This window comes from uncultured Gimesia sp. (assembly GCF_937919775.1).
Lineage (GTDB): Bacteria > Planctomycetota > Planctomycetia > Planctomycetales > Planctomycetaceae > Gimesia.
The window spans coordinates 1-7,129 of the sequence record NZ_CALFPF010000695.1 but is presented as its reverse complement, the minus strand read 5'-3'; the positions used below and the strand labels follow the sequence as shown (position 1 = coordinate 7,129).

The following is a 7,129-nucleotide window of genomic DNA, read 5'->3' as shown; positions in this document are numbered from 1 at the left end:
ATGGCCGTCCGCAGTAAAACGACATTCATTGAGCTTTGCAAAACCCCGGCTCTCGCCGCGGAAGTGACTTTAACAGCCCAGCGGGTGCTCGGCGTCGATGCCGCCATTCTCTTTGCCGATCTCCTGCCGATTCTGGAACCGATGGGCCTGGATCTCGAATATCTCAAAGGCGAAGGTCCCGTCATTCACAATCCGATCCAGGAATCCTCCGAAGTGGATCGGCTGACGGACATCGCCGACATGGACTGCCTCGGTTTTGTCTTCGAAGCCGTCAAACTGATTCGCGCCGATTTACCCGCAGACATCCCCCTGCTCGGTTTTGCCGGCTGTCCGTTTACGCTGGCCAGTTATGCCATCGAAGGGGGCAGTTCCAAAAACTACCGCCGTACCAAACAGATGATGTATAACGACCCCGGTGCCTGGCATGCGCTGATGAGCCGTTTTGTTGATAATCTTGTGGTGTATTTGCAGCGTCAGATCGCAGCCGGTTGTCAGGCCGTGCAGATTTTCGATAGCTGGGCCGGCTGTCTTTCACCGGAAGACTATCAGCAGTACGTGCAACCCTATACCGCAAGACTCGTCGCTGGAGTTCAGGAACACGCGCCTGTCATCAACTTCCTCACCGGTAACCCAGCCTTAATCCCTTTGCAGAAACAGACCGGCGGGCAGGTGTTTGGACTCGACTGGAGAATCAATCTCGCCGATGCCTGGGAGATTTTAGGCCCCGATGTCGCCGTCCAGGGAAACCTCGATCCGATTGCCCTCTACGCAGACATTCCCGTACTCAGGGAAAAAGCAAAGTCCGTGCTCGATGCCGCCGCGGGGCGCAACGGTCACATTTTTAATCTCGGACATGGCGTCATGCCCGACATGAACCCCGATCATGTCAAAGCCCTCGTAGAAATCGTCCACGAACTGGGAAGCAGATAACAGACAGTTAAAACTCGCTTCTGAATCCTCGGGTCTCTCGATTGATGACAAAGTATGAATGACGCTTCAAATTCAACTCAGTCAAAACGAATCGCAGTCGTCGGCGGTGGCATCACCGGTTTGTCTGCCGCGTTTCATCTGCTGGAACTGGCAGATCAGCAAAAACAACCGATTGAAGTCACCCTGTTTGAATCGCAGCCGGAAGCGGGCGGCTGGATCGGAACAATTGATCAAAAAGATTATCTGATCGATACCGGCGCTGACATGTTTATCACCAATAAACCTGCGGCGATTGAACTCTGTAAACGGCTGGGACTCGAAGACCAGCTCATTTCCACCAACCAGAAGTATCGCGGCGCGCTGATTCTCAAAGACGGGCAGCCGGTGCCGGTTCCGCTCGGTTTCGAATTGATGACGCCTTCCCGCATAGGTCCCATGCTCAAGACCCCCCTGCTCAGTCTCCGGGGAAAATTGCGTATGGGGCTCGAATATTTTATTAAGTGTCGAGAGAGTGCAGCCGGCCTGGATCAGGATGACGAAAGTCTGGCTCATTTTGTGACGCGTCGTTTTGGTGAAGAAGCTTTAACGCGGCTGATCCAACCGCTCGTCGCCGGCATTTATACTTCCGACCCCGAGAAACTGAGTCTGCGGGCCACGCTGCCTCGCTTTCTGGATATGGAACGCGATCACCGCAGTCTGATCAAAGCCATCCGCAAACAGAAGCGGGCAGCAAAATCAGACGACGCCACCGGCGCGCGTTACGGATTATTCGCCGCCTTCCGCGGGGGCATGCAGACGTTGATTCAAACTCTCGCCGATCGAGTCTCCGAACGCGGCTCCCTGCTTTACGACCAGCGAGTCACCAAGGTCAATCCTGCCGCTGACTCCGGTTATGAAGTCAGCTCGGAATCAGGTGGCGTTCCACAAACACAACATTTCGATGCTGTGATTCTCACGACGGCAGCGCCATCTGCCGCGAAGATCACAGCCACCTTCGCACCGGAACTGGCGGGTTTACTTGCGCAGATTGAATACGCGTCCACCGCGATTCTGGTCAATATCTTCAATTTGTCTGACATCAGACATCCGCTCAATGCCTTCGGTCTCGTGATTCCCGCTGCAGAGCAACGAAAGATATTCGCCGTCGCTTTTGCCAGCAGAAAATTTCCCGGCCGCGCACCGGAAGGTCAAGTGCAACTGCGGACGTTTGTCGGCGGCGCAATGCAACCGGAACTGCTCGCACATTCCGACGCAGAACTGACATCAATCGTTCGCGACGAACTGAAAGACATTCTGGGAGTCACCGGCGAACCCCTGTTCTCGAAATTACTCAGACACAATCAATCCATGCCCCAATACCATCTCGGGCATCTGCAACTCGTCGAACAGATCGAACAGCGCGCCGCAAAATACCCTGCTCTGGAACTGGCGGGCAACGCCTATCGCGGCGTGGGAATTCCCGACTGCATCCACAGCGCCGAACAGGCCGCAGAGCGATTATTTGCTTCACTGAACTCTTAGCTGTTTTGTTCCGAAATGAAAACGCCGTTTTTTATGGCACCCGCGTCATTTCAATCGCTTTCACTTCGATCATTTTCGGGCCGACTTTTTTGAGACCCGTCAACGTCAGATCGCAGCGTCCTTTTTTCAATTCCAGCGTTCCCAGTTTGATCGTCGCCCACTCCTTGCGCATGTAGTTTTCCGACTGGTCGATCCGATCCTGATTACCAATGATCGGCGGATCATGCGGCTTGGAAATCGTCGCCGTCAGTTTCTGGTCACAGGCGATTGCCTGAATCTCACAGCCGGCGTCTTCTTTCGCACACGTGTATTGCATGGTGACGGTATAAGTTCCGGGAGTCAGCACATCCAGATGCCAGACCGCAGTCGCTTCCGGATCGGTCCAGTCTTCGATCCAACTGTTCGCGTAACCGTGATGCCCGCTGCCACTGTAGTTGATCCCCTTCCCCGCTTCCGGCTGCAGGAATGATTCATTCGCCGGGATCGAAGTCACTGCCTCTTTGGGGTGACCGACGGGAATCGGAATCGGCTCGAATCCCGCGTCCGACACATCGCGGTACCAGTTGGCAAACGCAGCGCTCAACTTCTGCAGCACTTCAGGATGCGCTTGCGCCACGTCCTGTTTCTGGCCTGGGTCAGCCAGCATGTCATACAGACTCCATTTGTTTCGTTCATAAGCGGCCCGCCAGCGATCGGTTCGGACTGATCCCGTCGGCAGTTCTGCTGCAGGAATCGAAGTGTTAAAGAGTCGATCTGTAAAGAGCATCCGCTGCGGCCAGTTTTCGGTCGATTCTTGTGTCAGCAGCGGCACGAGACTTTTTCCATCAACAGGATTCCCGGACGTCGATTCCACGCCACAGAATTCCAGCAGTGTGGGGAGAATGTCGATGTGTGCCGTGATTGGTTTGACGACCGTGCCCGGTTTGATTTTGCCCGGATAACGCACAAACAGCGGGACACGAATCCCCCCTTCGTGAATCGAACCTTTCTGGCCGCGCATGTCGCCGTTATAGCGTTTGCCGTTCGGGCCATTATCGGTCAGGAACAGCACGATGGTATTCTCGCTCAAATTAAGATCGTCCAGCGTCTGCATCAGCCGTCCCAGATTGTCGTCGACACATTCGACCATCGCGTAAGCACAGCGGGTCTTGTCGTCCAGACCTTTGTCGGCGTATTTGTCCCAGTATTTTTCGGGCACAATCCACGGCGAGTGCGGTGCATTGTAAGGCACGTAACAGAAGAACGGCCGGTCTTTGTTCTGCTTGATGAATTGGATCGCTTCATCGGTCAGCACATCGGTGATGTAACCTTTTGTTGTGACCGGCTGCTTATTGCGCTCCAGATTCGTATCGAAATAACTGTTCCAGTGGCCGCCGCAAAACCCGAAAAATTCGTCAAAGCCCTGCCCGTTCGGATGCATCGGATAATGCCGCCCGTTATGCCATTTTCCGAATGCCCCCGTCGCATAACCGGCCGACTTCAGAATTTCCGCAATCGTGACTTCCTCGGCCCGCATGTTTTCAAAACCGCGCGTCACGCCATGCACGCCGGTCCGCAAACTGTAACGCCCCGTCAGCAGCGCAGATCGCGTTGGCGCACAAACGGGAGAGACGAAAAACCGATCAAACCGCGCCCCCTGCTTCGCCAGCAGATCCTGTTGCGGCGTGTTGATCAGCGGGTTGTCATGCGAACGCACATCTCCCCACCCCTGGTCATCAGTCATAATCAACAACACATTCGGCTTGTCAGCAGCCTGAGAAAGTTGACCCGAACAAAAAACAAAAACCAGCAACAAAGAACAGACAAGATTCAGGAAAAGCGCGCGTCTCATGATAAAAGCCAGTGTCCTGAAAAGTCAGAGAAAACAAGAATAAACAGAATCGAATTCAGAGCCCGTGAAATAAAATATTTGCCACACGATTGCTTGAACAACCTGTTAGGATAAAGCCGACTTCATTCGTAGGGGATGACCCATGTGTCATCCTGCCTGACGACGTGCGATATAGAATCACGCTTTGAACGGAACCGGAAACGACACCGTACTTCAATGCACAACCCACGTCGAAACAGCGGGTAGACACATGGGTCTACCCCTACTTTTCACATCACACCGGCATTGGAAATAATTCGTCATTGTGTATGAACCCAGATCAGAGGACTGACACTCAAACCGAGCTTCTTAAACAACACTCCCACCAGTAGACAGTATCCAGAACCAACCGTCAATCCCACCACCAGCGAACCGTTTTTTCCTGACCCCGATCAGAGGCCGCTTTCAGCTTTTCATCCAGCGACTGATCCCGTGACGTCTGAAACTCCGTCTGATTCACCACGGCCCGGGCATTCACCGTCACGCCTCCTCCCACCAGACAGATCATCAGCCGACCGGCTTGTTTGTAATTCATAGCCGTCGGCACCTGCTTCGGAATATTTCCCTCAGGCACCAGAAACTCTGTTTCAGAGGAAAAGAAACGATGCTCCCAGCCGACCAGTTCTTCCAGCCGTTCCTTTTTGATCAACGCCGCCAGCACCGTCAGATCAGTGATCGACTGCAGCTCTGCAAACGTCGGATGCTGATCCGCCAGCTTCGCAAAATTCTTCGTAAACTGCTGCGCGTATTTCGTGGTCGAAAGCCGCGTCTGGGCGGCGTCGGTTCTCTGCCCCGCCTGATTCACGAATTCTTCCTGCGACATCATCTGCAACCGCTGCCCGGAAAATTGAAACGCGTCCCGGTCCGCCGTCGTTATGAATGCGTCATAGAGCGGCGTGAACCACCAGCGTTGCGTGCTGTTGCCCCCCCCGCGGAGCGTTGCCAGATGACTTTTGATTTCCCGTATCCCCGACGGCTCCAGGCCGATGGAAATTCGTTTCAGCATATAGTCGGCTTCCACCAGCACGCGGGCATAATGCGAACCCGCGGGCACTCCCGTCACCGAGACATCCTGCATTCCCAGAATCTGCGCCATCGTTCGAAAACGCGTGACCGCGGTTTCCGCCGAGGAAGCGTCATTGGTGCGGTGAATATATTCATTCATCCGCGCCAGGTTTTCCGTTTTCGCATCGAACGAACAGCCCGTCACCAGACCGCGGTCCTGAGATTGAAACGCGACGACCAGATCATCGAGCCGAAGGGGCGGCCGTCCCGTTTCCACACCCACAACCCGGTTCTGCGCATTGGCGGCGAACCCTTCTGCAGGCCCCGCGATAATCAGATCGTTGTGCTTCCGATCCACGAACAGATAATCAATCCGCGACAACCCCGCCAGATATTGCACCTCCGACGGCAGCGGCTGATTTTTCGCTTTCAGCTCACGGCACACCTTTTCCAGTTCGACGAGTGAGATCTTACGGAACTCCGATTTCTGATTCACATCGCCGGGAAGCGACTTCGCCGCGATTGCCTGCAACCGCCGCTGATTCAACTGACTGCTGTTCTGCGTGACCTGAAAGGGCAAAGAAACAACGCCGTCAGCGTCGATGGTGATCCCGCCCGCGTTCTGCTGATTGTTCTGGTTATTACCACCGCCGCCGTTATTGTTCCCGCCGTTATTCGTCTGAGCCGCAGCAGGCGCGCAGACAAACATCACCAGCAACAGCACGGGAACGAAGTGCCGGAAGCGAGTGTTGCATGTTACCAGTTTATGAGAGAGGTTTTTCATCAATGGCTGCTTTCTGCCCGCTAATTGCTGCCCGCAATATTTTGCCCGCGATAAAATCACGACATTCATTATTCTACCAGCCCGTCACGGTCAGAGTCAGCTTTTTTGTCGAATTTCGAGCAGGCTGAACCCATTTAACCCGCGTTCGATACGGAACAAAGCCCACCTGCTTCAGGCTGTTTACGCCTGCGGAAACTGGCAGCTTGACCCGTTCCAATCGATCCCTAACATGCGTGAAACGCGTCGCGCGCGTAAAATAAACCGTTCACTATCAAAACAGGTGAAGACATGAAAACACGTCCCTGCCAACCCATGCCCGCAGCCAACGCCGATCTCCTGTGGAATAAAACAGTTAGACAGGCTTTCAAAATGTTCCGTGCCACGTCTCATCAAAAATGGTGCCTGAGATCCACTACCATAAACAGACATAAACGGACCTTAACTCGTCCTAACTGAACCATAACCGGCCCCAAAGTCACCACTCACTGACCCGAACCGAACACAACATAAGCGGAGCGATCTCGCCCGCAATCATCAGGCAGCAAAGCAAAAAAACGGAGCCGCAGACCACAACGGTCCTGTTCTTATCTTACGGATGGCGACGTGAGAGAACAGACACAAATCCACCGACCAGAAAATTTCGTGACGTTCGTGTATTTCGTGGTAGAAAAAATACCATTGAGATCAGGGTGAAACGTCAGAAAAGTCTCACGCGTTTGAATACGTTTGCGATGCTGAACTTTGACTGCGTGCGCAGTCTGACACCTTTTTAAACTCCAGTTATTTTTTCCTTGATAGTTATTCCTTTCCAATCATCAGATTTGCCATATTATGACATGAATTTGCGAAAGTTAATTCCTGAACCATCTTCGATTTTTTCATCGTGAGTCCAGATGGTATCACACTCTTTACATATGGCTGCATTATCGTCTATGCCAGGAATAGATACCCGCCATAAATCAGCTTGGACTTCCCCAGAAATAGTGGGCGCTGTGTTAAGGTTATGCGGCCTGCTCAAA

Annotated in this window: 5 protein-coding genes; 2 read left to right on the top strand and 3 right to left on the bottom strand. The window is 53.4% G+C overall.

Features of this window, described 5'->3' with window-relative positions; genetic code table 11:
* Positions 1-930, top strand: a 930-nt coding sequence (gene hemE / locus Q0294_RS19630; RefSeq protein WP_299468842.1) for a uroporphyrinogen decarboxylase, incomplete at its 5' end; no start/stop codon positions are given.
* A gap of 54 nt (positions 931-984) precedes the next feature.
* A complete protein-coding gene (hemG, locus tag Q0294_RS19625) occupies positions 985-2,451 on the top strand; it encodes a protoporphyrinogen oxidase (RefSeq protein WP_299468839.1) in 1,467 nt (488 codons plus the stop codon).
* Positions 2,452-2,482: 31 nt separating this feature from the next.
* Here the strand turns inward: hemG and Q0294_RS19620 are convergent, their stop codons facing one another.
* The 3 genes from Q0294_RS19620 to Q0294_RS19610 all read right to left on the bottom strand — a co-directional run.
* The gene (locus Q0294_RS19620) at positions 2,483-4,282 is read right to left on the bottom strand and encodes an arylsulfatase (protein ID WP_299468837.1); all 1,800 of its coding nucleotides are present in this window, start codon (positions 4,280-4,282) and stop codon (positions 2,483-2,485) included.
* A gap of 391 nt (positions 4,283-4,673) precedes the next feature.
* Positions 4,674-6,179 carry a DUF1598 domain-containing protein gene (locus Q0294_RS19615; protein ID WP_299468835.1) on the bottom strand — a complete coding sequence of 502 codons (1,506 nt, stop codon included), beginning with the start codon at positions 6,177-6,179 and terminating at the stop codon, positions 4,674-4,676.
* 760 nt (positions 6,180-6,939) lie between these two features.
* On the bottom strand, positions 6,940-7,129 hold a 190-nt coding region (locus Q0294_RS19610), incomplete at its 5' end, for a hypothetical protein (RefSeq protein ID WP_299468833.1).